The following is a 26,207-nucleotide window of genomic DNA, read 5'->3' as shown; positions in this document are numbered from 1 at the left end:
TCATCTCAATTTCCTCTTTATTTTCGGAAACTCATAAATCTTTCACTCAGATCGGGCAGCAGCTTGATACGGACGTCGCCCGCCCCGCCTCTGCCCGCACCGGACACCACATATTGCACTTCAACCAACCTCATCGGTTGCAGCCCGAACGCCAGCGCGTAGAGGCTTTCTCTGCCCTTCAGCATAACCGACGTTCCGAGTAAAAACATGATCAAGCTCAATATCGAGAGATCACGTGCTAAAATTTTTCCTTTTAATTTCTTTTGTTTTCTCGCCCGTTTCAGCTGGGCGACAAGCGCAACACTGAGCAGTATACAATAAAGCACGGCATTTATCAGCGACAGAAGATAAAAACCCCGCGCCTCCACGATCCCCGACACGGTCAGGACCGGGAACATCGCCCCCATCGCCAAGGCCGCGTAGAGCGCGATGATCTTGCCCGGCAGCGGCTGGCCGACATCGCCGCCCTTGGGGGTGATACGGAAATCGACGAACTTGCCGGTGATCCGGTCACGCACCGCCATGGCGCAGCCCCAGAACACCCAGGGCCATTGCAGCATCACGAACAGCGCCTTTTCCCAGGCCAGCACCTTGGCCCAGCGGGGCCGGAAAAACCCGTCCCATTTCATCGCATAGGCAAACAGGATCATCATCCCCACCGCCGGCAGCGAATGGCCCAGGAAGGCCGGATAGGTGACATCGGCGAAACGGGTATCAAAGGTCACCGCGATGATCGGCACCAGGTACATCATCGACATCGACAGGGCGAAGAACACGTACCAGGTCTGACACAGCAGGAACAAAAGCTTCAGCCGCAGCGGCATGGTCTTCAGGTAATGCGGCGTATAGCGCAGCAGCAGCGACAACAGCGACCGCGACCACTGGAATTCCTGCGTCACCAGATCGGCCAGCGTTTCCGGCCCCTGCCCGATGGCGATGGCGTCGGGCGCATGCACCCCGCGCCACCCGGCCGAGGAAATCAGCATCGTGGTCGAATGATCCTCGGCCAGTTCCGGGCCCAGCCCGCCCGCCTGTTTCAGCGCCTTGGTGCGCACGGTGTAATGCGACCCGATGCACATCGGGGTCAGTACGGCGGAATACCCGGCCTGGAACACGCCGTGAAACGCCGCTTCGGAATACAGCCTCGTGCGCGCGGCCCAGCTGTGGTCGGCATTGGCGGCGCAGATCGAGGGGGCCGAGACATAGCCCACCGCCTCGTCCGCGAAGGGGCGCAGCATTTCGCGCAGGTATCCCGGCTGCGGCACGTGATCGGCGTCCAGTTGGCTGACGATGTCGTAATCGCGATAGCCCCAGTGATCGTAGAAATAGGCCAGGTTGCCTTCCTTGCAGCGGGTGCGGCGCGGCCATTCGGTGCGGTGATATTCCGCCACCCCCTTGCGGGTCGACAGCTTCACCCCGTGGGCGATGCACCAGTGCTTGGTTTCCTCGCTCGGGTCCTCGTCGGCCAGCCAGGTATCGTGCGGGTAATCCTGCGCCAGCATCGCCTCAAGCGTTTCGCGCACCAGCTCGAACGGTTCGGACGGCGTCTTGGTGGTGACCATCGCCGCCCGCCATTGCCCCGGCACGGGGTCCGGCGCGGCGGGTTTGTGGGCGCGCAGGAAGACCAGCACGAAATAGAACTGCATCCCCCAGATCCACAGCATCCCGGCGGTCACGATCCAGTAGCGCGCCGCCCCGATCACGTGTTGCGGCTGCAGCCACCAGGCCCAGAACCACCCCGCCGCCAGGAACCACAGCCCCGCGATGACGTAATATTTCAGCGCCCGCCACCCGGTGAGCATCGGCGCAAGGTTGGGGCGCGGGTCCAGCGCGGGATGGCGTTTGGTCCTCATTCAGTCCCCGGATGGCCGAACCAGGGCGCGGCATGGGCGACGATCCTGTCCAGATCGGTGTATTCGGCCCTAAAGCCCAGCAGATCGGCCGCGCGCGACGGATCGGCGGTCAGCACCGGCGGATCGCCGGCGCGGCGCGGCGATGTCACGACCGGCACCTCGCGCCCGGTCACCCGCTCCACCGCATCGATCACCTCGCGCACCGAATGGCCGGTGCCGGTGCCCAGGTTGACCGCCAGGCTGTCGCCGCCGCCGCCCAGGTGATCCAGCGCCAGCACATGCGCCCGGGCCAGGTCGGTCACGTGGATGTAATCGCGGATGCAGGTGCCGTCGGGGGTCGGGTAATCTTCGCCGAAGAGCTTCAGCGCGCCCTGCCCCGCCGCCGCCAGCAGGGTCAGCGGCAGGATATGGGTTTCGGGATCGTGGCGTTCGCCGATCTCGCCCTCGGGATCGGCCCCGGCGGCGTTGAAATAGCGCAGCGCGGCAAAGCGCAGCCCCCAGGCCGCCGCCGCGTCCCGCAGCATCCATTCGCAGATCAGTTTGGTCCGGCCATAGGGGTTGATCGGGTCCTGCGGCGCGGTTTCGGTAATCGGCTGCGTTTCGGGAATGCCATAGGTGGCGCAGCTTGACGAGAACACGATCTCGCCGATCCCTTCGGCCCGCATCGCGTTGAGCAGGGACATCATGCCGCCCAGGTTGTTGTCGTAATACAGCCCCGGCTTCTGCGTGCTTTCCCCGACATAGGCGAAGGCGGCGAAATGGATCACCGCCTCGATCCCGTGCAGGCGCAGCGCTTCGCGCACCTTGTCGGTGTCGCGCAGGTCCGCCTGCACCAGGGGGCCCCATTTCACCGCATCCGCATGACCGCGCGACAGGTTGTCGATTACCACCGGATGATGCCCGGCCCGCGCCAGCGCCTTACAGGCGTGGCTGCCGATATAGCCGGCGCCCCCGGTGACGAGGATGTTGCGCGCCCCGGCCGTCATCAGGCGACCTGACCGCTCAGGCGCTGCTGCCTGCCGAGTTCGTCGCGGAAATACTCGATCGTGGCGACCAGCCCTTCGCGCAGCGGAACCTTGGGCGCCCAGCCCAGCAGCCTGCCGGCACGGGTGATATCCGGGCGGCGCTGCCTGGGATCGTCCTGCGGCAGGTCGCGATAGCTGATGTCGCATTCCGACCCGGTCATTTCCAGAACGATTTCGGCCAGGTCGCACACGGTGAATTCGCCCGGATTGCCCAGGTTGACCGGATCGTCGATCGAGCCGTGGCAGTCTTCGGTTTCCATCAGCGCGATCAGCCCGTCCAGCATGTCGGTGATATAGCAAAACGACCGGGTCTGGCTGCCGTCGCCGTAAACGGTCAGGTCGTTGCCGGTCAGCGCCTGCACGATGAAGTTGGAAATGACCCGGCCGTCCTCGGGGTCCATATTGGGGCCGTAGGTGTTGAAGATCCGGGCGATCCTTGTGTCGACCCCTTCGCGTTCGTGCATTTCGTGAAACAGCGTTTCGGCGCCGCGCTTGCCCTCGTCGTAGCAGGCGCGCGGGCCGACCGTGTTCACAAACCCCCAATAGGCTTCGTTCTGCGGCGAAATATCCGGGTCGCCATAGACTTCGGAGGTCGAGCTTTGCAGGATGCGGGCGTCTTTTTTCTGCGCCAGTTCCAGCAGGTTGAGCCCGCCGATCACCGAGGTCTTGAACGTGTGCACCGGATCGCGCTGATACTTGGGCGGCGATCCAGGGCAGGCCAGGTTATAGATCCGGTCGACGGGGCATTCGATGTCGAAAGGTTCAATGACATCATGCAGGAAGAAGGCGAAGCGCGGGTTGTCCAAAAACTCGGCGATGTTTTCCTGCCGCCCGGTTTCCAGGTTGTCGACACAGATCACCCGGTCGCCGTCGGACAACAACCGGGCGACCAGGTTCGACCCGATGAACCCGGCCCCGCCTGCGACAAGCACCGTGCGTCCGTTCCGGCCGGGTTGGTCAGCAATGAACCGTGGGCTGTAGATTTGTAACTCAGCCATATTTCCCCTTTACCGCACCCCGTTGCCCCGACAGCGTGACACTATTCTGCTCGCAAGTATTAACGCCTTTTGAATATGCACACATTAATAAAACTCTAAGGAGAGTAACCCCTTACACGACACAACGCACAATGCGTCTAAAATAAAACTTATCATTTTCGGGCCGTAAAACAAATATGACTTTTTCCCTCAGGCTCCCCGGGATGTGTCGCCGGCTGCCCGTTCCCTCGCTCAATTGTCGGCCAACTCGGCGCTCAGGCAGTCCTGGTCGAGGTCCAGATCGATCTTGAGCCCGCCCTTGCGCCACAGGTGAAAATAATCGCCCGACACTTTTCCTGTTCCCTCCTCTGTCGATGAGAAACGGTTGAAATAATAGGTCGTCCCGGCAAAACTGACCGAGCGGATATAGAGGTCGGTATCGCCGGTCTGCCCCTCGCCTTCCCATTCGTCGTTGAGGAAATAGACCTCGATCCGGCGCGGGCAGGACCCGGCGCTGACCGGCATCTTGAAGGTGGTGACCGCCGCGTCGATTTCATCCCGGCTGATCGCGTGGTCCGCGTTCGAGGGCGCCGAGGTCACCTTGAAGCCGCCGACATTTTCGCCGTCCAGCATCACCCAGCCTTCGGGCGGGGATTTGTAGCTGGTGCCGGTCGCGGTGATTTCGATCACCGAGGCATCGGCCTTCGCCAGCTTGCGGGCCCCCGCCTGGCTCAGCAGCCAGTCGATATATTTGCTGTGTGCGGCAACCACCGCCCCCAGCTTGTCGCGGGCCGCCTGCGCCGCCTTCGGATCTGCCTTGGCGAGGTTGGTCCGTTCTTCCGGATCGCTGGCAAGGTCGTAAAGCGCCGCCTCGCCGGTATGGCCGTTATAGATGAATTTCTCGTCCTCCTCACGATAGCCGACGAGGAACCCGTTCCAGGGCGAAAAGAACAGTACGCCGTTCTTGCGGTTCTCGGCGAAGACCGATTTGCCCTGCCAGGAGGACGGGATCGGGAATCCCAGCAGGTCCGCAATCGTTGGCGCGATATCGGAAATCCCCACGATCAGGTCGCTGCGGCTGCCGTCGAACAGCTGCGGATTGACCAGCGCCAGCGGGATGTGAACGTTTTCCTCGTTGATGCCGGCGGCGTGGACATAGGTGCCGTGTTCGCCGAAGGCCTCGCCATGATCGCCCAGCACCACGACCAGCGTTTCCTCGGCCAGCCCGGTTTCGTCGAGATAGGCCATCAGCTTGCCGAAGGCTTCGTCGCCGACTCGCAGCGCGTTCAGGTAATTGTTCCGGCTTTCGTCCTCGACATAGTCCTGCGGGTTTTCGCCGGGGAAATAGGGGTAATGGGTCATCCCGGTGCGGAACGCCACGAAGAACGGATCATCGGGGCGCTGTTCGATCCACTTGACGATCTCGTCGATGGTGCACAGGTCGCTGGAGGTATTGAGGTACTTGTCGGTCACGCTTTCGAATTCGTAGACGCCGGTTTCGCAGTCCCAGTCGCGGTAATCGCCGACCTGATCGAAACCGGTGGCCCGCACCAGCCCTTCGGTGTTCTGGAACCGGTTGTCGGAGGAATTGAAGAAGGCGGTGCGCAACCCGTTCAGCCCCATCACCTCGGGCAGGAAGGTCGCGTCGAGATCGGGCCAGCTGGACAGCATCGACACCGGCGACAGTTCCGGCGCGATGGCGGTGAAGATCGAGACCAGGAAATAGTTGGACGCCGGCACATGGGCATAGGCGCGGTCGAAGGCCAGCGCATGTTTCAGCGACGCGGCCAGATGCGGCGTCACCGGCTGCGTGCCGCCCCAGCCCTGCACCTGCTTGGCCGGGGTCGATTCATAGGCAAAGATGATGGCGTTGCGGATCGGTTTCGCGGGCGCATCCGGGTGCGGCAGCGGATCGGCCGGACCGAAGGGCATTTCCTGACGCCCCCAATCGCCCGCCATCAACCCGTCCAGCCCGCCTTCTCCCTTGAGCGAGGCGGTAAAGGCGACGATCGGGTTTTCCAGCCGGGCAGCAGCGACAGTCATCGGCCTGCCCTGCTGCGCGAAACCGGTGATCACGGCAAAGGCCATCAGCCCCAGCAACATTACCGGCGCCCCCAATTGCGGACGCCGCGACAGGTATTGGGCCCCGCCCAGCAGCGCGCCGATGGCGATCACGCCGACGACAACGACCTGCGGGGTCACCAGACCGCGCAGGTAATCCAGCGCCACATCTGAATTGTCCAGATCGGAATAGGCCAGCCATTCCATCGTCAGCGGCGCGCCCAGCATGTGCAGCGCCACCAGATTGGCCAGCCCCGCCGCCATCACCAGCACCGCCAGAACGGCGAACAGTCCGGCAAACAGCCTGCCCCAGAAACCGGCCTCAAACGCCCGCACCAGGGCGGCAAAGACCAGGGTCAGCACCAGCACGATCAGCCAGTCCTGCCCCAGCCCGCGCACCATCAGTGAAATTGCATCGCCCAGCCGCGCCTCGGCTATCCCGTCGCGCAAAGCGATGGCCCGCGCCACCGCCAGGATCAAGCCCAGGATCGCCCCGCCCCAAAGCACGAAACGCAGCTTGCGGCCATCGGCCCCGGTCATGTTGTCCATCGCGTCTTCGCCGTCCATTCCGCCTGTCATGCCTATTGCGCCAGCAACGCCCCGATCACGTCGGGCCGCATCACGCTGTCTTGGCAGCGTTCCGGCCGGTCGAGATCCCGGCAGGTGACGTTGATCACCCGCAGGATCGGCCAGTTGGCATAGCCGTTGATCGGCCCTTTATACAGCCCCGCGTCGTGATAGCGCTGCTGCAGGATGTAGAAGGCGACGTTTTCGTTGGCCTTGTACATATCGATGCCGAACGAGACGGATTTCAGATCGGGCCGCGCTTCATAGGCCGCGGCCACCTTGGCCCATTCGGCAGGCACCCAGGCCTTGGCCGCCGCCAGGGTGATGTCATATTGCGCCACCGCCTTTTCGCCCAGCAGACCGGCATAGGTATCCAGCGCCTCCTGCGCCTCGACCGGGCGGCGGTGCAGGTTCAGCCTGTTGCCGTCGCGTAGAAGCTCGATCAGGAAGCGCGCCGCGGCGGCGTTGCCTTCATCGGCATCCGCGCGCAGGCGGGCGATGGTTTCGGGACCGCTGGCGCGCATGTTGATGCCCCACATGTTGCGGGTGGCCTCGTAGACGGCGATTTCTTCCTCGCCCGCCGCGCGGGCCTTTTCGGCGAAACCGTCGAACTTGGCGCGCGATTTCCGCCCACCGCCGAGATAGCCGTACATCGCCCCATGCGCCAGCGTCACCCAGGCTTCGGTCGCGCCCAGTTCCGCCGCGCGGGTCAGGATCGTCTCGGCCCGGGCCCAGTCGCGCAGGCTCCACATCAGGTCTTCGCCATAGATCGCCAGCCCGTGGCCGTTGCCCGCTTCCGCCGCGGTTTCAAACAGCGCCAGCGCGCCCTCCCGGTCCTTCGGTACGCCGATCCCGTAGAGCATCAGTTCGCCCAGCGTCACGTTCGACGCGACATCGCCCGCCGCGATCGCCTGTTCCAGCAGGGCGCGGCCGCGTTCCGCGTCGCGCGGCATTTTCCAGCCACCGGCCAGCTGCTCGCCCAGCATCCGCATCGCATCGGTATTGCCCTGTTCCACGGCCTGTTCCAGCAGGCTTTGCGCCTTCGCGGGATCGGCCGCAACGCCGGTCCCCGCCAGATAGGCCTGCCCGAGTTCCAGCTGCGCCGCGTCCAGACCGGCGCCCGCCGCCTGTTCCAGCAGGGCGATCCCCTTGGCCGCATCCGGCTCCAGCACCCAGCCATGTAGCAAGTGTCGGCCCAGGATCAGCTGCGCCTCGGCATTGCCCTCGCCCACTGCCTTTTCCAGAACGCCGCGCGCCTGCTGCCGGGCGGCCGGATCCGGCTGATCCCAAAGCACCGTATCGGCCTGTTTCAGATCGGCCGGGGTTGCGGCAGCCGGGGCCGTTTCGGTCTGCGCCGTCCCGGATCCGGTCGTCGCAGCGGTTTGCGCCGTGACCGAAACCGTCCAGACGCCCAGCACCGCAGCGGCGATCATCGGCGTCAGAGTAAGAAAATAACCCGGTTTCCCGATCACGGTTTTCCCCCGTGAGGTATTGAATGCACGCATGGGCCCCCTTTCCGGCAGCCTGATCTGTCAGGTGTCAATATGTCTGTTCGCGCGCACAGGAACGCACAATCTTCCTTCTTTATCTTTGACATAGCTCAACCTCGCACTTGTCAAATCCGCCCTTTCCCGGCGCTGCGCCCCTCTCGGGACCGGATTGCGCGGCGCTTGATACCCGTCAAATCGGTCCCGCGCCGGGTCCGCTATGCTTTTACCATGATAGCAACGCCTCCTTCTGCCAACCGTATCCGTCTGTTCCTTGCCGGTGACGTTATGCTTGGGCGCGGGATCGACCAGATCCTGCCCTGCCCCTCCGACCCGGTGCTGTTCGAGGGCTACATGCGCTCGGCCCAGGGCTATGTCGATCTAGCAGAACGGCACTGCGGCAAGATCCCGGCGCCGGTGGCGGCCGAGTATGTCTGGGGCGATCTGCTGGCCGATCTGGCCGATCGCGGCTGCGATGCACGGCTGATCAACCTGGAAACCGCGATCACCACCGCCAGCCACCCGGCCCCGAAAGGGATCAATTACCGGATGCACCCGGGCAATATCGCGGCCCTGCAGGCGCTGCGACCCGATGGCTGCATCCTGGCCAACAACCATGTGCTGGACTGGGGTCGCGAGGGATTGATCGAAACGCTGCAAACCCTGTCAAAGGTCGGGCTGGCGCAGGCCGGCGCGGGCGAGACCGCTGAACAGGCGCAAGCGCCGCTGATCGTGCCGTTGCCCGATGGGCGGCGGCTTCTGCTGCTGGCCTATGCGCGGCGCGACAGCGGCGTGGCGCCGGGCTGGGCCGCCGGGCCGCTGCTGCCGGGGATCGCGATTTTGCCGGACAGACGGGACGCGGTCATTGCCGAAATCCGTGCCCGCATCGATCCGCTGCGACGGCCGGGCGACATCCTGGTGGCGTCGCTGCATTGGGGCGGCAACTGGGGTTATGACATCGCCGCGGAGGACCGGTCGCTGGCCCATGCGCTGATCGGCGAGGCTGGGGCGGATATCGTTTTCGGCCATTCCTCGCACCACCCCAAGGCAGTTGAGCTGCATGAGGGCAAGCTGATCCTCTATGGCTGCGGCGACCTGATCAACGATTACGAAGGCATTGGCGGGCATGAGGATTTCCGCCCCGGCCTGGCGCTGGCCTATATCACCGATCTCGATCCCGCTGACGGCACGCTCATCGCCTTGTCGATGATCCCTTACCGCATCCGCGCCTTCCGGCTGCAGCGCGCCGGGGGGGAGGACGCGCAATGGCTGGCGGAGCGGATGCACCGCGAATGCGCCCGCTTCGGCGGCGCGGTCACGCTGGCGCAGGACGGCACCGTGTCGCTCATCCCATGACATAAAGCCCGGCCAGCGAGACCAGGTAGACCGCCATCACCAGCCAGGAATCCAACCCCGCGCCCATCAGGCTGGGCGTGCGCCGGATCAGGATGCCCGCGACATAGATCGCGGTGACCATGATGCCGGTGGCGATGGAAAACTGCGCGCTGGCATCGGCCTGCGACAGGATCGGCCCGTTTTCATAGGCCATGTCGGCGGGCAGGATCAGCGCCAGCATGATCAGGTTGCTGCCGAAGATATTGGCGATCGCCATCGTATAGGCCCCGATCCGCGCCGCCGCCAGGGTGGTGCTGAGTTCGGGCAGCGAGGTCGCGGCGGCCAGAAGGCTTACGCCGATGAAGGAGGACCCCAGCGATGTCTGCCCCGCCAGCGCATCGGCCGACAGCGCCAGGACCATGCCCGCCCCCAGGATCAGCAGGCTGTAAAGCGCCGCCCTCCCGATCAGCATCGCTGTGCCTTGAGCGGAAAAATCCACCTGGCTGGTCACCAGCGCCTTTTCCGATCTGTCCTCGTCGGGCAGGTCGACCGGCGCCCAGCTCGATTTCTGATCGAACCCGCGCTGCAGCGCGATCACCAGCGGAAACCCCAGCGACAGGCAGATCGCCCCGATACCGACATGGGACACGATGGCCCGGTCGCCGATGAAGGTCACCGCCAGCAGCGCGCTCAGCAACACGATCAGCATGACCGCCACCAGCGCATGGGTGGGTTTGCGCGGCCAGGACGTCAGCGCGTGGCGCACCGCAAAGAAATCGGCCAGCGCCAGGATCGCCGTCTGCATGGTGATGCCGCCGAACATGTTGCCCAGCACCAGGCCCGCATTGTCAACCTGCGCGGCGGTGAAGGTGGTGACGATCTCGGGCAGTTCGGTCACCGTGGCGAGAAAGATCAGCCCGATGAATTCGCGCGTCAGGTTCAGCCGCTCGGCGATCGCATCGCCATATTGCGCCAGCCTTGTGCCCGCGACCCAGACCAGGATCGCCGCCACCGCGAACAGCGCCAGCACCGAAGGCGTTGAATAACCGGTCAAATCGGGCATCAAAGACCCATCCTTTCGGCCCGAGCAAGCCAGAGCCCGCGCGCCGAGGCAAGGTAAAATCCGCCGCCCGGGTCAGAGGAAGCTGCCCGCGCCCTGCCAGATCAGCCGCAGCGACACCAACACCAGGACGATGTCGAGCGCGCGCTTGAACCCTTTGTCGCCGATCCGCACCAGCACCCGCCGCCCCAGGATCGTGCCCAGCAGCCCGGCGAACACCATCGCCGCGATGAAGCCGATCCACGGCCCGAACTGGAAACCCAGGAAGCCGAACACCACCACTTTTAGCACATGCTGGATCGTCATGAATCCGGCATGGGTGGCGACATGGCGTTCGCGCTGCAACTGCAGCGACTTGGTGAAATTGGCGACGAAAACGCCGGTGGCGCCGAAGAACATGGTCAAGAAGCTGGAAATCGTCCCGGTCACGAAGGGCAGCCGCGACAGCCAGGCGGGTGGCTTGGACAGGATGCTGTAGATCACGAAAGCGCCGACCCCGATCTGCACCGCGGCGGGCGGCAGGTTGACCACCACCGACCCGCCCAGCACCGCGCCGAACAAGGTGCCAAGCGCGAAAGCGGCGAAGGGCGGCCAATAGCTGTGCTTGAACAGCAGCGCCGCGCGGAACACGTTCGATCCGAACTGGATCACGCCATGTACCGGGATCAGCGCGGCGGGCGGCATCAGGCTGGCCATCACCGTCAGCAACAGCGCCCCGCCACCGATGCCAAGCGCCACCGTGATGAAGGACCCCAGGAAGGAGGTGGCGAGAAGCGCCAGCAACACAAGCGGTTCGAACCCGCCGAAAAGCGCCTCTATGCTCATCTGTTTCTTACCCTTTATAATTGTATACTTATGTATACCGTAATTATTCCAGCCCCGCAATATCCCCTATCCGTCCGGACAGGCCCCCTCAAAAACAAACCGCCCACCCCCGGGGGGACAGGCGGTTTTTTCACTCAAAAGCCCGGGGCGCGCATTCCGCCCCGGACGGCACCTTTACGCCAGCGACGGCAGCCACAGCACGATGGAGGGGAAGGCGACCAGCAGCGCGATGGTCACGGCATCGGCGATGAAGAACGGCGTCACGCCGCGGAACACGTCCTGCACGCTCAGATCGTCACGCACGCCCGCAACCACGAAGCAGTTCAGCCCGATGGGGGGCGTGATCAGGCAGAATTCGGCCATCTTCACCACCAGGATACCAAACCAGATCGCGCACATCGGGCCCGACATGCCGAAGGTGCTGTCGGCCGCGCTGACCATTTCGCCGCCATTGAGCGCCATGACGGCCGGGTAAACCACCGGCAGGGTCAGCAGCAGCATCCCGATCGCATCCATAAACATCCCCAGCACCGCATAGGCCAGCAGGATGCAGATCAGGATCAGCATCGGCGCCATGTGCAGCGAGGTGATCCAGTCCGAAAACGCCGCCGGAAGCTGCGCGAAACCCAGGAAGCGGACATAGATCAGCACGCCCCAGATGATGGTGAAGATCATCACGCTCAGCTTGGCGCTTTCCAGCAGAGCGTCCTTCAGCTCCGACCAGCGCATGCCCTTGAACAGCGCCATCAGGAAAACCACGAAGGCCCCGATCGCGCCGCCCTCGGTCGGCGTGCCCCAGGCGTCGCCGCCGAACGGGTTGTAGACGAAGAAGATGATCGTCACGACGACGAACAGGATGGGCAGCGCGGGGGGCAGCGATACGAAGCGTTCCTTCCAGGTGAAGCCCTTCACCGCCGGGCCGAAGCCCTTGATCGTCATCGCCATGCCGATGATCAGCAGGCCGTAAATGACCGCCGAAAACGCGCCGGGCACGAAGCCCGCCAGCAGCAGCTTGCCCACATCCTGTTCCACGATGATCGCATAGATCACCAGGATCGCCGAGGGCGGGATCAGCGAGGCCAGCGTGCCGCCCGCCGCAACCACACCGGCGGCAAAACGCTTGTCATAGCCGATTGCCAGCATCTCGGGGATCGCGATGCGGGCGAACACGGCCGAGGTGGCGACCGAAGCGCCCGACACCGCGGCGAAACCGGCGGTGGCGAAGACGGTCGACACCGCCAAACCGCCCGGCACCCAGGCCAGCCAGCGCTTGGCGGCCTCGAACAGTGCCTTGGTCAGGCCGGCGTAATAAGCCAGGTAGCCGATCAGGATGAAGGTCGGGATCAGCGACAAAGCCTGGCTCGATACCTTGGAATGGGGCACCTGACCGGCGGTTTTCACCGCGATGGTCAGCGCCTTGGCGAAACGCGCGCTGTCATAGTCGAACTTGGCCCAGAAGATCCAAACCAGCCCGATCAGCCCGGCGAACCCGGCGGCAAAGGCCACCCGCATCCCCAGCACGACGAGAACGAGAAGGCCACCGGAAACGGCGAGGCCAATATCAATCGGTTCCATATCTGTATTCCTTAATCGTCGTGGCCCGAGACGTGCTCGGCTTCCATCACCGCCTGGGTGGCGGCGTCAGCCACCATCGGCACGCCGACCGGGTGGTCGTTGTTTTTCACGAAGGCCTGGGCGTAGGCGTAAAGCTGCAGCAGCAGCCGCAGGCACAGCACCGAAAAGGCGACCGGCGCCAGGATCTTACCGGGCCAGAGCGGCAGGCCGATATCGATGGAACTGTCACGGCTCCACAGCGGCGCGGCGAAATCGAAGCTGCGCTGGAAATGCGCCCAGCTGCCCCAGAGCAGCAGCGCCACCAGCAGCAGGATCACCGCCGTGGTGATGAATTCCACCGCCCACAGCGCCCGCCCCTTCAGCGCGCCGACCAGCATGTCCATGCGGATATGCCCGCCGTCGCGCTGCGTGAAGGAAATGCCCATGAAGGCGATCAGCGGCATCGCCTGTTCGATCCAGTCGACATAGCCCGGCAGCGGCGCGTTGAACAGGTTGCGCCCGCCCACCGAAATCACCGCCAGCACCATCAGCGAAAACACCGCCAACCCGCTGATCAGCGCCAGCACGCGTTCGAATTTGTAAAGGGTCTGGTCAAGCGCACTCAACCGGCTGTCGTCGGACAGCACGAGGGATGATCCGGCCATGTTGGGATTCTCCGCAGAATGTCAGAAAACTGTCAGCCCTGCGCCGCAAGGGGAGGAGGCGCAGGGCGACAGGGTCACTTGCCTTCGGCAGCAATCATGCCGGTGACAAGATCATAGAGTTCCTGAGCGGGCAGGCCCCGCGCAGTATTGCTTTCGATCCAGGCCTTCGCGGCCGGGGCCGCCGCGGCCTCTTTGAAGGCGGCGATTTCTGCGTCACCGAAGGTGATGCGCTCGATGCCGCGCTCGTCCAGCGCCGGGCCCCAGGCTGCCATGGTCTGGTTGTTGTAATACTCGACGTAGTAATCGAGAGCTTCCTGAACCGATCCCAGCAGCGCCTCGCGCTGATCCGCGGGCAGATCGTCCAGCGCCTCGGTGTTCACCACCACCGGGCAGTTGACCGTGCCAGGGTTGAGGTTGGTGGTCCACCAGGTGGCGTTCTCGATGGTGCCGAAGGACATGTGGGCGTGGGGCGCGAAGCTGACCGCCTTGACGATGCCGCTGTCCATTGCCTGGCGCACTTCCGACGCCGACATCGAGGTCGGCACCGCGCCGATGGTTTCCATCGCAGCGCCGATACCGCCGGTGGCGCGCACGGTCAGACCGTCGAAATCGGCCAGGGTCTTCGGCGCGTCGCCGGTGCCCACCAGGTTATACTGCGGCAGCGGCGACGGCATCAGCAGGGTCGCGTTCCAGCGCGCCAGGTCCTTGACCACGGCGGGGTGCTGGTAGACGGCCATGGAAATCTCGGTTTCCTGCTCCAGCGTCGATACGCCCAGGAAGGGCAGTTCCAGAACGGTGATCGAGGGGTTCTTGTCGGCGTGATAACCGGCGCAGAACTGCGCCATCTCGAACGCGCCGATGGAAATCCCGTCGAGGTTTTCCTTGTTGTTCGACAACCCGCCATAGCTGATATTCATGGTGAATTCGCCGTTGGTCTTTTCGGCGACCAGTTCGGCCAGCTTTTCGACATGTTCGGTAAAGGCGCGACGCTTGCCCCACAGCGATACGTTCCATTCGGTCGCCATTGCTTCGGTTGCAAAGGCCAGCGACAGGGCGGCGATTGCCGTCCGGTTCATAAACTTGCGCATCTTTCTCCTCCCAGAGACTTTGGTCTTTTTCAGATGCGCGCAGCATCCGCAAACCTGTGCGGCTTGCCTATGAAGGAAAATGCATGGCGAAAGGCGGCAGCCCTGCGGATTTCCGCAGGGCTGCCCGGTTACAGCAGGGCGTCCTTGTCGAGCCCAAGTTTCACGATCTTTTCGTTCAGCGTGCGACGCCCGATGCCCAGGGCCTCGGCGGCGTCGTCCATCCGGCCCTCATGGGCCTTGATCGCCTTGCCGATGACTTCGCGTTCGAACGCCGCCACCGCTTCGCGCAGGGTGCCGGGCACGTCTTCGATCTGCTGATCGGCGCGCATCGCCTGCGCCATCGATCCGCCCCCGCGCCGCGCCGCCAGAACCCGCCGCTGGCAGGCATTGCGCAGCTCGCGCACATTGCCCGGCCAGTCATGCGCCAGCAATGCCGCCAGATCGTCCTGGGTGATCGCGGGCGCGTCGGTTTCGTAGATGCGGGCGTAATCCTGCAGGAAATGCGCCGCCAGCAGGGTCAGGTCGTCGCGCCGCGCCCGCAGCGGCGGCAGCGACAGTACCACGGAATTCAGCCGGAACAGCAGGTCCTGGCGCAGCCGGTTTTCCGCCACCGCCTGCTGCATGTCTTCGTTGGTGGCGGAAATCACCCGGAAATCCACCGGCCGCGGCTGCGCCCCGCCGACCGGCAGCACCTGCCGGTCCTCGATCACCCGCAGAAGCTTGGCCTGCACCGGCAGCGGGCAGGAACAGATTTCATCCAGGAACAGCGTCCCGCCCGATGCCGCCACCAGCCGCCCGTCCGCCTGTCCCGCGACGCCGAACATTTCCACCTCGAACGTGTCGGGCGACAGGGCGGCGCAGTTCAGCGCCAGGAACGGCGCGTCGGGGTCGGCACCCAGATCGTGCAGCGCGCGCGCCACGAGTTCCTTGCCGGTGCCGGTTTCGCCCTCGATCAGGATCGTCGCGTCGGTTTCGGCCAGGTCAAGGATATCGCGGCGCAAATCCGCCACGGCGTCGGTTTGGCCCAGCAGGATACGGTCGAGCCCGGACAGCTTGTAAAGCCGCTCCTTCAGCCGCTCATTGCTTTGCTGCATCCGGTGCCGTTCAGCGGCATGGGTGAGGATGGTCAGCAAGCGGCGCGGTTCATAGGGTTTTTCGACGAAACTATAGGCGCCGCGCTGGATCGCCTGCACCGCCATCGGGATATCGCCATGGGCCGAAATCAGCACCAAAGGCGGCGCGCTATTCGCATCGAGGCTGTCCAGCAGGTCCAGCCCCGACATCCCCGGCATCCGCACATCGGACAGGATCACGTCGGGCAAGGCCCCTTTCAGGATTTCGGCGACCTGGGTGGCGCGCGCCACCGCCTCGGCGCGCCAGCCCGCGGCCTCCATAAGGTCGACCAGCGATTGGCGCATCGATTTGTCGTCATCCACGATCAGGATGCTGAAGGGGGAATTGGCGATCATGCGGTGTCGTCCTCTGGCGCGTCTTCGGGGCTGTCTTCGGGGAAGGTCACACGGAACACGGCGCCGCCGCCCGCGCCGTTGCGGGCCTCCATGACCGCGCCGTGATCCTTGACGATCCCGGCGGAAATGGCCAGGCCCAGCCCCATGCCCCGGCCGCTTTCGCGCGTCGTGACGAAGGGTTCCTGCAATTCGGCCAGCGTCGCTTGCCCCAGCCCGTGACCGTTATCGCGGACCTCGAACCAGCTTTCGCCGCCGGTCTGTCCGACCTGCGCCCAGATCTGCGGATCGGTGCTGTCGTCGACGGAATCCACCGCGTTGCGCAGCAGGTTGGTCATCACCTGTTCGATCCGCAACCGGTTGCCGCGCACCATCACCGGATTCTCGGGCAGCTCCACCTTCAGATCGGCGTTGATCTCGGCCAGGTTCGGTTCGACCAGCGCCAGCGAGGCCCGCATCGCATCGCGCAGATCGACCGCATCGAACGCATCGCTTTCCGAGCGGGCGAAGAATTTCAGCTGCCGGGTGATGCCCTCCATCCGGTCGACCAGCCCGCCGATCTTTCCCGTCAGCCCGCCCGCGTCACGGCCGCCGATCTCGGCCGCCGTCAGGTGGTTGCGCATGGCCGCGATCGGTTGGCCCAGCTCATGGGTGACCGAGGCCGCCAGTTGCCCCAAAGCGGCAAGGCGGCTGGCGCGCTCCAAATCATCCTGGGTCCGTTTCAGCCGTCGTTCGGCGCTGCGGCGGTCCTCGATCTCGCGCGCCAGCCGCTTGTTGGCCTCGCGCAGCTCGGCCTCTTCGCGTTCCGAGCGGGCCAGCGCCGCGACGACCCGGCGGGCGCGCGCGATCTGGTAGAAGATCAGCGCCAGACCCGCGGCCATCGCCACCAGCGTGGTGACCAGCCAGGCCCGCGCCACCGCGCGATCGTCGGAGGAAAAGTAATGCAGCGCCCATCCATGCGGCAGGTCGGCGGCGGTCAGGTGCAACCGTTCCGCCCCGGCGATCCGAACCCGCGGCCCCGGCAAGTCCTGCCAGTCCAGCGGATCGAGCGCCTGGTCGGGAAACTGCCGCGCCGCGACGATCCTGTCGCGCTGATCCTGCGACAGCGGGGTCAGCGCCCGGTAAAGCCAATCGGGGTCCGAGGACAGCAGCACGACGCCGTCCTCATTGGCCAGGAACACCTGTTCGCCCGACCCGCGCCAGCTTTGTTCCAGCCCCGACAGGTCGATCTTGATCGCGATCACCCCGATTACCGCGCCCCCTGCCCCGCGCACCGGGTCGGCGATGAAATAGCCCGGCAAGCCGGTGGTCGCCCCGATGGCATAGAACCGGGCCTGTTCCCCGGACATGGCGGCGGCGAAATAGGGGCGGAAGGCGTAGTTCTGCCCGATGAAACCGTTCGGTTCATCGTAATTCGAGGCGGCGATGGTCAGGCCCTTGGTGTCCATCTGGTAAATCGCGTCCAGCCCGGCGCGGGTAGCGAAATCCTTCAGCCGCGGATTCAGGGTCCCGGTGCCGCCGCCGGCGGCGGCGGCGATCACGAAGGGATCGCGCGACAGCACATAGGAGAGGTGCGAAAACCGCTCGAACTCGGCCCGGACCGAGCTTTGGTAGAGCGACAAGCGCCCCTCGGCCCGCGCCAGTTCGCCGGATCGGAAATAGCCGTAAGAGCCGCGAAACACGCTGATCGCGATGACCAGCATGGCAATGACCGGCACGATATAGGAAAGCCTGCGCATGGGTCCCGATTGGCCGCAATCGGGCCCGAAAGCAAGGGATGAGTTGTCGCCCCGGGTTTGTTCCGGGGCGACCACGCGGTCAGATATCCAGCGTGTGTTCCTTTTCCCAGTGCGAGAAATGCGACACGAAGGAATCCCATTCCTGCCGCTTCATCTTCAGGTAGGCGGTGGAGAATTCTTCGCCCATCATCGCCTTCAGCCCCGCATCCTTGTCGTAATCGCGCAAAGCATCCAGCATGTTGAGCGGCAGTTTCGGCGCGTCGGTGACCGTGTGGCCCTCGGCATACATGTCGATGTCGTAGCGCGGGCCGGGATCGGCCTTGGACCGGATGCCCGACAGCCCCGCCGCCAGGATCACCGCCTGCAGCAGATAGGGATTCACCGCCCCGTCGGGCAGCCGCAGTTCGAACCGGCCCGGCCCCGGCACCCGCACCATGTGGGTGCGGTTGTTGCCGGTCCAGGTCACCGTGTTGGGCGCCCAGGTGGCGCCCGACATGGTGCGCGGCGCGTTGATGCGCTTGTAGGAATTCACCGTGGGATTGGTGATGGCCGCCAGCGCGCTGGCGTGTTTCATGATGCCGCCGAGGAAATACTTGCCCTGTTCGCCCAGGCCCAGTTCGCCGGTCGGGCCTTCGCCCTTGTCGGTGGCGAAGACGTTGGTTTTCGCATCCGCCCCCGGCGCGTCCCAGACCGAGATATGGGCGTGGCAGCCGTTGCCGGTCAGCCCCTCGATGGGTTTGGGCATGAAGGTGGCGCGGAAGCCATGCTGTTCGGCGACCGATTTGACCATGAACTTGAAGAAGGAATGCTTGTCGGCGGTCTTCAGCGCGTCGTCGAATTCCCAGTTCATTTCGAACTGGCCGTTGGCATCCTCGTGGTCGTTCTGATACGGGCCCCAGCCCAGGTCGAGCATGTAATCGCAAATCTCGCGCACTACGTCGTAGCGGCGCATCACCGCCTGCTGGTCATAGCAGGGTTTCGCCGCCGTATCGAAGGGGTCGGAAATCTGGTCGCCCTCCGGGGTCAGCAGGAAAAATTCCGCCTCGATCCCGGTCTTCATGTGCAGCCCTTCGGCCGCCGCTTCGTCGATCAGGCGGCGCAGCACGTTGCGCGGGGCCTGCGCCACGTCCTGGCCTTCCATCACGCAATTGGCCGCGACCCAGGCGACCTCGGGCTTCCACGGCAGCTGGATCACCGAGGACGGGTCCGGCACCGCCAGCATGTCGGGATGCGCCGGGGTCATGTCGAGCCAGGTGGCGAAGCCGGCAAAGCCCGCGCCATCCTCCTGCATGTCCGCGATTGCCTGCGCGGGCACCAGTTTCGCCCGCTGCCCACCGAACAGATCGGTGAACGAGATCATGAAGTATTTAACGCCTTTTTCCTTGGCGAAAGCTGCCAAATCTGTCGTCATGCTTCGCTTTCCTTGCCCTGTTGTGTGTTTCAAACGTGAAAGGCGCCCCTTTTTGAGGGGCGCCTCTGTTATAGCTGTCTCAGAACCCGGCCTTGCCCGGATACCAATCGGTCCCCGCCAGCGGCACCTTGGCCATCGCCGCCGCCTCCATCGTCAGGGCGCACAGGTCTTCGGGTTCCAGGTTGTGCAGGTTGTTGTGACCGCAGGCGCGCGCGATGGTCTGCGCCTCCAGCGTCATCACCTTGAGGTAATTGCGCAGCCGCCGCCCCGCCTCGACCGGGTCGAGCCGTGCCGCCAGTTCCGGGTCCTGCGTGGTGATGCCCGCAGGATCGCGGCCTTCGTGCCAGTCGTCATAAGCGCCGGTGGTGGTGCCCAGCTTCTGGTATTCGGCTTCCCATTTCGGGTCGTTATCGCCAAGCGCGATCAGCGCCGCGGTCCCGATGGACACCGCGTCGGCGCCAAGCGCCAGCGCCTTGGCCACGTCGGCGCCGCTGCGGATGCCTCCCGAAATCACCAGCTGCACTTCGCGATGCACGCCCAGATCCTGCAGCGCCTGCACGGCGGGGCGGATACAGGCCAGGGTCGGCAGCCCGACATGTTCGATGAACACGTCCTGGGTGGCGGCGGTGCCGCCCTGCATCCCGTCCATCACCACCACGTCGGCCCCGGCCTTTACCGCCAGCGCGGTGTCGTAATAGGGCCGGGTCGCGCCGACCTTGACGTAGATCGGCACCTGCCAGTCGGTGATTTCGCGCAGTTCCAGGATCTTGATTTCCAGATCGTCCGGCCCGGTCCAGTCGGGGTGACGGCAGGCAGAACGCTGGTCGATCCCCTTGGGCAGGGTGCGCATTTCGGCCACCCGGTCGGAAATCTTCTGCCCCAGCAGCATACCGCCGCCGCCCGGCTTGGCGCCCTGCCCCACCACGATTTCGATCGCGTCGGCCTTGCGCAGGTCGTCGGGGTTCATGCCATAGCGCGACGGCAGGTACTGATAGACCAGTTTCTTGGAATGACCGCGTTCCTCGGGGGTCATGCCGCCGTCGCCGGTGGTGGTCGACGTGCCCGCCATCGACGCGCCGCGCCCCAATGCTTCCTTCGCCGGGCCCGACAGCGCGCCGAAGCTCATGCCCGCGATGGTGATCGGGATATCCAGTTCGATCGGTTTCTTGGCGAAGCGAGTGCCCAGCGTCACCGAGGTGTCGCAGCGTTCGCGGTAGCCTTCCAGCGGGTAGCGCGACACCGATGCGCCCAGGAACAGCAGGTCGTCGAAATGCGGCACCCGGCGCTTGGCGCCACCGCCGCGGATGTCATAGATGCCGGTCGCGGCGGCGCGGCGGATTTCCGCGTTCACGTCGTTGCTGAAGGTCGCCGACTGGATCGGGTTGGTGCGGGGGATTTTGTTGTCCATGTCTTTCACACCCTTTTCCTCAATAATCTGCCGCGTTATCGACATCGAAATTGTACAGCTTGCGGGCCGACCCGTAGCGCTTGAATTCTTCCGGCTTGGCGTCCGCCCCGGCGCGGTCCAGCAGATCCTTCAGGATCTCGATATGTTCGGGCCGCATTTCCTTCTCGACGCAATCGGCGCCAAGGCTCTTGACCGAGCCGCGCACGAAAAGCCGCGCCTCGTAAAGGGAATCGCCCAAAGCATCGCCCGCATCGCCGCAGACGACAAGGTTGCCCGCCTGCGCCATGAAGGCCGACATGTGGCCGATATTGCCGTGCACCACGATATCGATGCCCTTCATCGAAATCCCGCAGCGGGACGAGGCATTGCCCTTGATCACCAGCAGCCCGCCATGACCGGTGGCCCCGGCGTATTGGCTGGCGTCGCCGTCGACGATCACCGTGCCCGACATCATGTTTTCGGCCACGCCCGGCCCGACCGATCCTTCGACGTGGATCGTCGCCTGCTTGTTCATGCCCGCGCAGTAATACCCGGTCGATCCCTTGACGGTGACCTCAATGGGGGCGTCCAGACCGACCGCGATGGCATGGCTGCCCTTGGGATCGACGATTTCCCATTCGGTTTGATTGGTGTCCGCGCTTTGCGCCTGCAACGCCGAATTCAGCCCGCGCAGACCGTTTTGTGCAAGGTTGTAAGTTTGCATCTCAGTGGCTCCAGAAATAGACGGTTGCGGGTTCGGGTTCCCAGACCCTGGCGTCCTCGATCCCCGGCAGGTTGACCAGCGCGCGGTATTCGCTGCCGAAGGCGACGTATTGGTCGGTTTCGGCCATCACCGCGGGTTTGCAGGCGATCGGATCGCGCACCACGCCGAACCCGTCCTTGGTGCCCACCACGAAGGTGAAGAACCCGTCGAGGTCTTCCAGGCTGCTTTCCAGCGCCTCGCCCAGGGTCGCGCCCTCTCGCATCTTCCAGGTCAGGTAAGCCGCGCCGACCTCGGTATCGTTTTCGGATTCGATCCGCACGCCTTCGCGCTTCAGCTTGCGGCGCAGCGAATTGTGGTTCGACAGCGATCCGTTATGCACCAGGCACTGGTCGGCACCGGTCGAAAACGGGTGCGCGCCTTCGGTGGTCACCGCCGATTCCGTCGCCATGCGGGTATGGCCGATGCCGTGGGTGCCGCCCATCTCCGCCAGGTGGAACCGCTCGGCCACGTCCTTGGGCAGACCGGTTTCCTTGTAAATCTCGATGACCTCGCCATCCGACATCACCCGCAGCCCCGGGCGAAGGTCGGTAAGCGCGTCGCGTGCCGCCGCCACCTTATCGGCATCCAGCACCAACACCGCGTGGGTGTCGTTGCGGCGCAGGGTGACCGGGGCGCCGATCGCGGCGCCCAGATCATCGGCCAAGGTGGCGAAATCCGCCTCCGCCGCATCCGATTGCACGGTGAGCTTGGCCTTGCCATCCTCCCCGCTGCCATAGATCGCGATGCCCGCGCTGTCGGGGCCGCGATCGGTCATCGTAATCAGCATCTCTGTCAGCATTTCCCCCAGCCGGGGTTCCAATGCCTTGTCCTTGAGAAACAGACCGACAATTCCACACATCTGTCTTTGACTCCTGATCCAGTTCGAAATCGACGCTAGCAGCGGGTTTCCAGAACATCAACCTAGGGAAACATTTTTTCCTGTGAGGGATTGCCCCGTCGCAGACCAGCGCTGAAATTTTAGGCACCAACACGCAAACAGGCCCGGCGGAACACCGCCGGGCCTGCGCAAACCGCCTGCTGTCACGGCTCAGTTGCTTTGCGGATAGGAAATGATCGACAGGTATTTGGCGGGCAGTTCGACCAGGACCTCGGGCCCGTGCGGCGCGTCCGCGTCGAAGAACAGCGTATCGCCCGGTTTCAGAGGATAGATCCGGTCGCCGTGGCGATAATCGACCGCCCCTTCCAGCATATAGAGCATCTCGATCCCGTCGTGCTGGAAGGTGGGGAAAGTATCCGACTGTTCGCTTAGTGTGATCAGGTAGGGTTCCACCACCACGCCGCTGGCGTTGGGGCCCAGGTGACCCAGCAAGTTATACTGATGCCCCGCGCGTGTGCCCGCGCGCTGCATCTCGACCCCTTCGCCCGCCTTGGTGTGCACCGCGCTGCGGTTTTCCTCGAACCGGCGAAAGAAGGAGGTGATCGGCGTGCTCAGCGCATGGGCCAGCGCCTGCAGCGTGGTCAGCGAGGGCGAGGTGTTGCCGTTCTCGATCTTCGACAACATGCTGATCGACAGGCCCGTCGAGGCCGAAAGCTCCGCGAAGGTGATCCCCTGCTGAAGGCGCAGGGCCTTGATTTCACGCCCGATGGCAACCTCAAGGTTCTTTTCACCGCCGCCGCTGAGCTTGTGCGGGTCCTGCGACAGGACCGCCTCTTTATCCGCCTTCTTGTTCTGCGCCATGGATGCCCTCTTGCCGCACTTGTTCAGCCGTCATTGCTTTTGTCATATAGTATTTGTCATGGCGCAACCTGCAACAGAATGAAATTTTATTTCCCATTGGGGAATTTCACGCCGATCTCCGGCAGCAGGCAATTTTCAGGCAAAACCGGGGCGCGACGGCGGGCGCACCGCCTACATCTTGCCGGAAAAGGCCAGCGTGGCGGAAACCAACACGATCAGCAGGCTGCCGCGCACCAGCCAGGCCAGTTTCGACATGACCTGCGGGCGCGGCGGGGTTTTGGCCCGCATCGCGCGCAGCATTTCAAGGTTGCTGCCGAACAGCCCCAGCAGCACCAGTGCCGCCGCGGCGAGCTTCACATGGAAGGCGACGATATTGGGGAAACCGCCATAGATCGCGAAGGACAGCGCGGAACCGGTGATCCACAGCACGATCACCGCGATCAGCGCCACCAAGGCCATGGAACGCATCGCCTGCCCCACTTCCGGGCTGGGCTTCACCCCTTTTCGGGCATGCACGATCTGGATGATCCAGCCGCCTGCCCCGGCGCCACCCGCGGCCCAGAGCGACAGGAAATGCAGGGTCTTGAGGATGACGATCATCGGGCTCTCCTTGGTGGTCTTGTGTCCCTGGCACAGTGGCGCGACCGGCGCCAGATTGTCCATGGACCATCAGGCAGAAGATGCCGGGGAGAGACAAAATGCGCACAGGCTTCCGCCCAAAATCTGGGCGAAAGCGAAGGGAGAAAGACGGACAAGCGCCCTGTCAGAGGATTTCGAACAGCCCCGCCGCGCCCTGGCCGCCGCCGATGCACATGCTGACCACGCCGTAGCGGACGCCGCGACGGCGGCCTTCGATCAGAACGTGACCGGCCATGCGGGCGCCCGACATGCCATAGGGATGACCGATGGAAATCGCCCCGCCGTTGACGTTCAGCTTGTCGTCGGGAATGCCCAGCTTGTCGCGGCAATAGAGCAGCTGCGACGCGAAGGCTTCATTGATTTCCCACAGCCCGATATCGTCGATCCCCAGCCCGTGGCGTTCCAGCAGGCGCGGGATGGCGAAGACCGGGCCGATGCCCATTTCCTCGGGCGCGCAGCCTGCGGCGGCGAAACCGCGGAAGATGCCCAGCGGTTCCAGCCCGCGCCTCTCCGCCTCACCCGCTTCCATTAGAACGCAGGCCGAAGCGCCGTCGGACAACTGGCTGGCATTGCCGGCGGTGACGCATTTATCCGCCCCCAGCACCGGTTTCAGCCCCGCCAGCCCTTCCAGAGTGGTGCCGGGGCGGTTGCATTCATCGCCCTCGAGACGCACCGCCTGTTCGCTGACCTCGCCGGTTTCGCGGTCGGTGACCAACTTGACCGCCTCGACCGGCACGATTTCATCGTCGAACCGCCCGGCTTCCTGCGCGGCGGCGGTGCGTTGCTGGCTTTGCAGCGCATAGGCATCCTGATCGGCGCGCGACACGCCATAGCGTTCCGCCACGACCTCGGCCGTTTCCAGCATCGACATGTAGTAATTGTCGCCCACCGCCGGATCGCGGTAGCGATACGCGTTCCAGTGGTCGTTCTGGACCAGCGAAATGCTGTCCAGCCCACCCGCCAGCGTCACCTTGGCACCCTCGGCGGTGATCGCGTGGGCCGCCACCGCGATGGCGTTCAGGCCCGAGGCGCATTGCCGGTCGATGGTGGACCCGGCCACGCTGTCGGGCAGACCGGCGGCCTGGGCGATATGGCGGGCGACATTCACCCCGGTGCTGCCCTGCGTCAGGGCCGATCCGAAGGTGACATCCTCGATCTCGCCCCCGTCGATCCCGGCGCGTGTGATCGCCGCGCGGACCGCGTGGGCGGCCATGCTGGGCCCTTCGAGGTTGTTGAACGCGCCGCGATAGGCCTTGCCGATCGGGGTGCGGGCGGTGGAAACGATGACGGCTTGTCTCATGTCGGGGTCCTTCAGAGGGATTCGAGTTGGCACCACTGCGCGATGAACAGCGCCGTGGCCTGGGTGACGCGGCGCACGCTTTCCAGATCGACCCGTTCGTTGAAGCCGTGGATCGCCTCGGCCTTGGGGCCGTAAACCAGCGCGGGCGTATCGGCATAAAGCCCGAAGAACCGCGCATCGGTGGTCGCCGTGATCGACACCTTGTCGAGCTGCCCGCCGGTCACCGCGCCATGGGCCAGTTCCAGCGCCGAAATCGCCTGTTTGGCGGTGTCGCTGTCATCCTCGGCCAGCGCGTATCCTTCGGCCTCGAATCCGTTGTAGATCACCCGGGGCATGTTGTTGCGCAGGAAGTCGTTCTTCTGCGCGGCGTCGGTCAGCACGGTTTCGATCTCGGCCTTGGCGGCGTCGATATCCTGCCCCGGGAACAGCCCCATGCGCACGTCGAACACGCACCAGGCGGGGACGGAACTGGTCCAGTCGCCACCCTCGATCTTGCCGATATTCAGGTTCAGCGGGTGATGCACATGGCCGAATTGTGGATGCTTGGCCTGATCGGTGTTCCAGCGCGCCTCCATCTCGTGCAGGGCGGCGATCAGCGGCACGGCGGCCTCGATCGCGTTGGCGCCACTGCCGGCATAGGCCACGTGGGTCGGCAAACCTTGCAGATGCACCTGGAACCACAACACGCCGACCTGCGCGGTCACCAGGGTTTCGGCGAAGGGTTCGGGGATCAGCGCCGCGTCGGCGCGATAGCCGCGCTGCAGGCAGGCCAGCGCGCCGTTGCCGGTGCATTCCTCTTCGACCACCGACTGGAAGTAAACGTCGGCCGCAGGCGCAAAACCGCATTCGCGGATCGCATCCAGCGCAAACAGGTTCGACGCCAGCCCCGCCTTCATGTCGCCCGCGCCACGCCCGTACATCCAGCCGTCATCGACCCGCGGGTCATAGGGCGGCGTGTCCCACATGTCGTGCGGGCCCTCGGGCACCACGTCGATATGGCCGTTCAGGATCAGCGAGCGGCCCTTCTTGCTGGCGCTTTCATGCGCGCCGACGACATTCACCGCCTCTTCGTAATTGCCGATCACCGGGGAAAAGCCCGGCATGTGGCGGATGTCGTCAACGTCGATTTCCCAGCGGTCGACCTTGTAGCCGCGTTCGCCCAGCTCGGACGCCATGAAATCCTGCGCGCTTTGTTCGTTGCCGCGCGTCGAGGGATGCGCGGTCAGTTCGGCAAGGAATTGGGTCTGCGCGTCGAAACGGGCGTCGACGGCGTTCAGGATGCGGGTCTGCAGGTCTTTATCCATGG

21 protein-coding genes are annotated in these 26,207 nt (G+C 64.5%); 1 reads left to right on the top strand and 20 read right to left on the bottom strand.

The annotated features are described in order from the left end of the window. Positions 1 to 17: 17 nt before the first annotated feature. The 5 genes from GR167_RS11550 to GR167_RS11530 form a co-directional block, all read right to left on the bottom strand. A complete protein-coding gene (locus tag GR167_RS11550; protein ID WP_160973652.1) occupies positions 18 to 1,853 on the bottom strand; it encodes a glycosyltransferase family 2 protein in 1,836 nt (611 codons plus the stop codon). Then, on the bottom strand, positions 1,850 to 2,839 hold the full coding sequence (gene galE / locus GR167_RS11545) for a UDP-glucose 4-epimerase GalE (protein WP_160973651.1): 990 nt from the start codon (positions 2,837 to 2,839) through the stop codon (positions 1,850 to 1,852). Before galE ends, GR167_RS11550 begins: the two co-directional genes overlap by 4 nt. Further along, positions 2,839 to 3,876, bottom strand: coding sequence for a UDP-glucuronic acid decarboxylase family protein (locus GR167_RS11540; protein WP_160973650.1), 1,038 nt, complete (start codon positions 3,874 to 3,876; stop codon positions 2,839 to 2,841). The genes galE and GR167_RS11540 overlap by 1 nt, the downstream gene beginning before the upstream one ends. A 231-nt stretch (positions 3,877 to 4,107) precedes the next feature. After that, positions 4,108 to 6,483, bottom strand: a complete 2,376-nt coding sequence (locus GR167_RS11535) for a sulfatase-like hydrolase/transferase (protein WP_160973649.1) — start codon at positions 6,481 to 6,483, stop codon at positions 4,108 to 4,110. 14 nt (positions 6,484 to 6,497) lie between these two features. After that, the gene (locus tag GR167_RS11530; RefSeq protein WP_160973648.1) at positions 6,498 to 7,955 is read right to left on the bottom strand and encodes a tetratricopeptide repeat protein; all 1,458 of its coding nucleotides are present in this window, start codon (positions 7,953 to 7,955) and stop codon (positions 6,498 to 6,500) included. 246 nt (positions 7,956 to 8,201) lie between these two features. On the opposite strand from GR167_RS11530, the gene GR167_RS11525 reads away from it, so the two are divergent. Further along, positions 8,202 to 9,326, top strand: a complete 1,125-nt coding sequence (locus GR167_RS11525; RefSeq protein WP_160973647.1) for a CapA family protein — start codon at positions 8,202 to 8,204, stop codon at positions 9,324 to 9,326. Here GR167_RS11525 and GR167_RS11520 read toward each other — a convergent pair. From GR167_RS11520 to GR167_RS11450, 15 genes are all read right to left on the bottom strand, one after another. Beyond that, positions 9,316 to 10,368, bottom strand: a complete 1,053-nt coding sequence (locus GR167_RS11520) for a sodium:calcium antiporter (RefSeq protein WP_160973646.1) — start codon at positions 10,366 to 10,368, stop codon at positions 9,316 to 9,318. The genes GR167_RS11525 and GR167_RS11520 overlap by 11 nt on opposite strands. Before the next feature lie 72 nt (positions 10,369 to 10,440). After that, entirely contained in the window at positions 10,441 to 11,190 is a 750-nt protein-coding gene (locus tag GR167_RS11515; protein WP_160973645.1) for a sulfite exporter TauE/SafE family protein, read from the bottom strand. A gap of 174 nt (positions 11,191 to 11,364) precedes the next feature. Continuing rightward, the gene (locus GR167_RS11510) at positions 11,365 to 12,765 is read right to left on the bottom strand and encodes a TRAP transporter large permease (RefSeq protein WP_160973644.1); all 1,401 of its coding nucleotides are present in this window, start codon (positions 12,763 to 12,765) and stop codon (positions 11,365 to 11,367) included. 11 nt (positions 12,766 to 12,776) lie between these two features. Further along, a complete protein-coding gene (locus GR167_RS11505) occupies positions 12,777 to 13,409 on the bottom strand; it encodes a TRAP transporter small permease subunit (protein WP_160973643.1) in 633 nt (210 codons plus the stop codon). A 74-nt stretch (positions 13,410 to 13,483) separates the two neighbouring features. Then, positions 13,484 to 14,497 carry a TRAP transporter substrate-binding protein DctP gene (dctP, locus tag GR167_RS11500; RefSeq protein WP_160973642.1) on the bottom strand — a complete coding sequence of 338 codons (1,014 nt, stop codon included), beginning with the start codon at positions 14,495 to 14,497 and terminating at the stop codon, positions 13,484 to 13,486. A 128-nt stretch (positions 14,498 to 14,625) separates the two neighbouring features. Further along, positions 14,626 to 15,966 carry a sigma-54-dependent transcriptional regulator gene (locus GR167_RS11495; RefSeq protein WP_160973641.1) on the bottom strand — a complete coding sequence of 447 codons (1,341 nt, stop codon included), beginning with the start codon at positions 15,964 to 15,966 and terminating at the stop codon, positions 14,626 to 14,628. Further along, a complete protein-coding gene (locus GR167_RS11490; protein ID WP_160973640.1) occupies positions 15,963 to 17,702 on the bottom strand; it encodes a sensor histidine kinase in 1,740 nt (579 codons plus the stop codon). Before GR167_RS11490 ends, GR167_RS11495 begins: the two co-directional genes overlap by 4 nt. Before the next feature lie 79 nt (positions 17,703 to 17,781). Then, a complete protein-coding gene (gene glnT, locus GR167_RS11485) occupies positions 17,782 to 19,113 on the bottom strand; it encodes a type III glutamate--ammonia ligase (protein ID WP_160973638.1) in 1,332 nt (443 codons plus the stop codon). Between the two features lie 79 nt (positions 19,114 to 19,192). Further along, a complete protein-coding gene (locus tag GR167_RS11480; RefSeq protein ID WP_160973636.1) occupies positions 19,193 to 20,521 on the bottom strand; it encodes an FMN-binding glutamate synthase family protein in 1,329 nt (442 codons plus the stop codon). Between the two features lie 19 nt (positions 20,522 to 20,540). After that, positions 20,541 to 21,224 carry a GltB/FmdC/FwdC-like GXGXG domain-containing protein gene (locus GR167_RS11475; RefSeq protein WP_160973634.1) on the bottom strand — a complete coding sequence of 228 codons (684 nt, stop codon included), beginning with the start codon at positions 21,222 to 21,224 and terminating at the stop codon, positions 20,541 to 20,543. 1 nt (position 21,225) lies between these two features. Then, a complete protein-coding gene (locus GR167_RS11470) occupies positions 21,226 to 22,122 on the bottom strand; it encodes a class II glutamine amidotransferase (protein WP_160973632.1) in 897 nt (298 codons plus the stop codon). Positions 22,123 to 22,311: 189 nt separating this feature from the next. Next, complete coding sequence (locus tag GR167_RS11465) at positions 22,312 to 22,962, bottom strand: helix-turn-helix domain-containing protein (protein ID WP_160973631.1); 651 nt, start codon at positions 22,960 to 22,962, stop codon at positions 22,312 to 22,314. Positions 22,963 to 23,133: 171 nt separating this feature from the next. Then, positions 23,134 to 23,562: a hypothetical protein gene (locus GR167_RS11460; protein WP_160973629.1), complete on the bottom strand. Its 429-nt coding sequence runs from the start codon at positions 23,560 to 23,562 to the stop codon at positions 23,134 to 23,136. 163 nt (positions 23,563 to 23,725) lie between these two features. After that, complete coding sequence (locus GR167_RS11455; protein WP_160973627.1) at positions 23,726 to 24,901, bottom strand: acetyl-CoA C-acyltransferase; 1,176 nt, start codon at positions 24,899 to 24,901, stop codon at positions 23,726 to 23,728. A gap of 11 nt (positions 24,902 to 24,912) precedes the next feature. Further along, the gene (locus GR167_RS11450) at positions 24,913 to 26,205 is read right to left on the bottom strand and encodes an ArgE/DapE family deacylase (RefSeq protein ID WP_160973625.1); all 1,293 of its coding nucleotides are present in this window, start codon (positions 26,203 to 26,205) and stop codon (positions 24,913 to 24,915) included. Between the last annotated feature and the right edge of the window lie 2 nt (positions 26,206 to 26,207).

The organism is Thalassovita mangrovi (assembly GCF_009857745.1).
Lineage (GTDB): Bacteria > Pseudomonadota > Alphaproteobacteria > Rhodobacterales > Rhodobacteraceae > Thalassobius > Thalassobius mangrovi.
Note: the sequence above shows the minus strand (reverse complement) of the source record. Positions and strands in the feature narration are given on the sequence as shown.

What these genes read in the sequence shown, in the direction of transcription:
- GR167_RS11515 (WP_160973645.1), bottom strand. Translation starts at nt 11,190, where the DNA reads ATGAGCATAGAGGCGCTTTTCGGCGGGTTCGAACCGCTTGTGTTGCTG.
- GR167_RS11540 (WP_160973650.1), bottom strand. Translation starts at nt 3,876, where the DNA reads ATGGCTGAGTTACAAATCTACAGCCCACGGTTCATTGCTGACCAACCC.
- GR167_RS11490 (WP_160973640.1), bottom strand. Translation starts at nt 17,702, where the DNA reads ATGCGCAGGCTTTCCTATATCGTGCCGGTCATTGCCATGCTGGTCATC.
- GR167_RS11480 (WP_160973636.1), bottom strand. Translation starts at nt 20,521, where the DNA reads ATGGACAACAAAATCCCCCGCACCAACCCGATCCAGTCGGCGACCTTC.
- GR167_RS11495 (WP_160973641.1), bottom strand. Translation starts at nt 15,966, where the DNA reads ATGATCGCCAATTCCCCCTTCAGCATCCTGATCGTGGATGACGACAAA.
- dctP (WP_160973642.1), bottom strand. Translation starts at nt 14,497, where the DNA reads ATGCGCAAGTTTATGAACCGGACGGCAATCGCCGCCCTGTCGCTGGCC.
- GR167_RS11525 (WP_160973647.1), top strand. Translation starts at nt 8,202, where the DNA reads ATGATAGCAACGCCTCCTTCTGCCAACCGTATCCGTCTGTTCCTTGCC.
- galE (WP_160973651.1), bottom strand. Translation starts at nt 2,839, where the DNA reads ATGACGGCCGGGGCGCGCAACATCCTCGTCACCGGGGGCGCCGGCTAT.
- GR167_RS11455 (WP_160973627.1), bottom strand. Translation starts at nt 24,901, where the DNA reads ATGAGACAAGCCGTCATCGTTTCCACCGCCCGCACCCCGATCGGCAAG.
- GR167_RS11460 (WP_160973629.1), bottom strand. Translation starts at nt 23,562, where the DNA reads ATGATCGTCATCCTCAAGACCCTGCATTTCCTGTCGCTCTGGGCCGCG.
- GR167_RS11470 (WP_160973632.1), bottom strand. Translation starts at nt 22,122, where the DNA reads ATGTGTGGAATTGTCGGTCTGTTTCTCAAGGACAAGGCATTGGAACCC.
- GR167_RS11520 (WP_160973646.1), bottom strand. Translation starts at nt 10,368, where the DNA reads ATGCCCGATTTGACCGGTTATTCAACGCCTTCGGTGCTGGCGCTGTTC.
- GR167_RS11450 (WP_160973625.1), bottom strand. Translation starts at nt 26,205, where the DNA reads ATGGATAAAGACCTGCAGACCCGCATCCTGAACGCCGTCGACGCCCGT.
- GR167_RS11465 (WP_160973631.1), bottom strand. Translation starts at nt 22,962, where the DNA reads ATGGCGCAGAACAAGAAGGCGGATAAAGAGGCGGTCCTGTCGCAGGAC.
- GR167_RS11505 (WP_160973643.1), bottom strand. Translation starts at nt 13,409, where the DNA reads ATGGCCGGATCATCCCTCGTGCTGTCCGACGACAGCCGGTTGAGTGCG.
- GR167_RS11535 (WP_160973649.1), bottom strand. Translation starts at nt 6,483, where the DNA reads ATGGACGGCGAAGACGCGATGGACAACATGACCGGGGCCGATGGCCGC.
- glnT (WP_160973638.1), bottom strand. Translation starts at nt 19,113, where the DNA reads ATGACGACAGATTTGGCAGCTTTCGCCAAGGAAAAAGGCGTTAAATAC.
- GR167_RS11550 (WP_160973652.1), bottom strand. Translation starts at nt 1,853, where the DNA reads ATGAGGACCAAACGCCATCCCGCGCTGGACCCGCGCCCCAACCTTGCG.
- GR167_RS11510 (WP_160973644.1), bottom strand. Translation starts at nt 12,765, where the DNA reads ATGGAACCGATTGATATTGGCCTCGCCGTTTCCGGTGGCCTTCTCGTT.
- GR167_RS11475 (WP_160973634.1), bottom strand. Translation starts at nt 21,224, where the DNA reads ATGCAAACTTACAACCTTGCACAAAACGGTCTGCGCGGGCTGAATTCG.